The 1585-nt window shown below is 70.2% G+C and carries 1 protein-coding gene; it reads right to left on the bottom strand.

What is annotated here, in order from left to right; all coding sequences use genetic code 11:
• Positions 1–15: 15 nt before the first annotated feature.
• A complete protein-coding gene (locus ACIGZJ_RS36895; RefSeq protein ID WP_396461388.1) occupies positions 16–1455 on the bottom strand; it encodes an NF041680 family putative transposase in 1440 nt (479 codons plus the stop codon).
• Positions 1456–1585 lie beyond the last annotated feature (130 nt).

Below are 1585 nucleotides of genomic sequence, written 5' to 3'. Positions count from 1 at the left end.
TTCTCAGCTTGATCTTTAACCTCGCGCGGCGAGGTGGGCTTGGAGTGTGGGTTCGCGTTTGACGGTCTTGCCGACGTCGTGGCGGGGCGCCAGCTTGCGGTTCTTCGAACCCGGTGGCCGTCCGGGGCCGGGCCGGGAGGGTTTTGGCACACCGGCCGGGGTGGGGACCTTCTCGCGGATGTTGCGGAACCCGCGGCGTACCCGGGCCGGCGTCAACTTCGCTGCGGGCAGGGGACGTTCCCAGGGGCGGCGCAGGTCTGCGGTCAGCGGGCGGGCCAGGCGGAGCTGGGTGTGGGCGACGATGACCAGCCAGGTCCACAGGTCGGCGGTGTCCGGAGCGCGGAAGTGCGGCGCGGTCCAGCCGAGGGTGCCCTTGAGCAGGCGAAACGTGTGCTCGAGGTCGAATCTGCGCAGGAAGGTGCGCCAGATCCGGTCCAGGTGCGCGGTGTCGATCCCGGTGGCCGAGGACCACAGCCACAGCGGCTTCGCCTCGCGTTCGCCGGGCAGGTGCTCGACCTTGAGGCGGACCAACGTGCCGTGGGTGATGGGGATTTCGCCTTCGTGGTCGAGCCAGGGGCCGCGCTTTTGCAGGCGCTGGTGCATCCGGTCCCAGGCCCTGGCCTCGGCCTTTCCGTAGCGGGTGGTCTCGGTGCTGGCGGTGCTGTCGGGTTCGTGCCAGGACTCGGGCTTGGCAAAGGTGAACGCGGTGCCGTGCTTGCGGGGTCGCCCGCCCCTGGGCGTGGAGCGGGGCTCGCCCGCGTCGCGGAGCATGACGCGGTCCGACCGCAGCCGGCCGATGAGCTCCAGAGGCAGGTCGGACAGGAGGTGGGCCAGGCGGGTGACGTCGTAGCCGGCATCCATGACCAGCAGGATGTCCGGATCACCACGGGTCCAGTGCCCGGCCTCGAGCAGGCGCCCGGTGACCTCGCGCAGCTGGGCGGCGGTCACAGCGGTGGCGTCGTCAGCCGGTCCCAGCCGGACCGCGTCCAGCAGGCCGGTCCAGGAGGTGCGGCCGGACTCCAGGGCGGCAACGAAGGAATAGGGCCAGCCCGGGATCATCTGGTCGGCGCTGCGGCCGCGCCCGTAGACATGGCAGAACAGGCGGTCGTTACTGGTGGGGGCGTCGGGGCGGAGCCAGTTGGAGACGTCCACGGCCAGGGCGATGCGCCCGTCGGCAAGCCGGGGGATCGGCAGGGAGGCCAGCGTGCGCCGCAGCCGGGTCGGCTCGAGCCAGCCCCGGTCCAGCGCGGCGTACATTGCCCCGTGGCCGCGCCGGTGCTCGGCCGCCAGCGACAGGTCTACCAGCGTCTTGACCGGCCCGTCCGTGCACAGCAGCGCGTCGGTGAGCTCGAAGAGCACATCCGCCCGCTTGTACAGACTCTCGTAGAACTCGACCCGAAAGCGGGACAAGATGCCCAACGCGTCACCTGCGGGCGCGTCGACGGGAAGACTCATGGGCAGCGGCCGTTCTCTCGTGCTTCCTGACTCGACATCTCGAAGCGTGAAGAACGGCCGCCTCCGCTGTCCCGGAAAGAACCGCAGATCAGCAGGTCAGGTGACCAGCGAGGTTAAACAACAAGCTCAG

The sequence above is a fragment of the Kitasatospora sp. NPDC052868 genome (assembly GCF_044547105.1).
Taxonomy (GTDB): Bacteria; Actinomycetota; Actinomycetes; order Streptomycetales; family Streptomycetaceae; genus Kitasatospora.
This window is presented reverse-complemented; position numbering and strand designations above follow the sequence as displayed.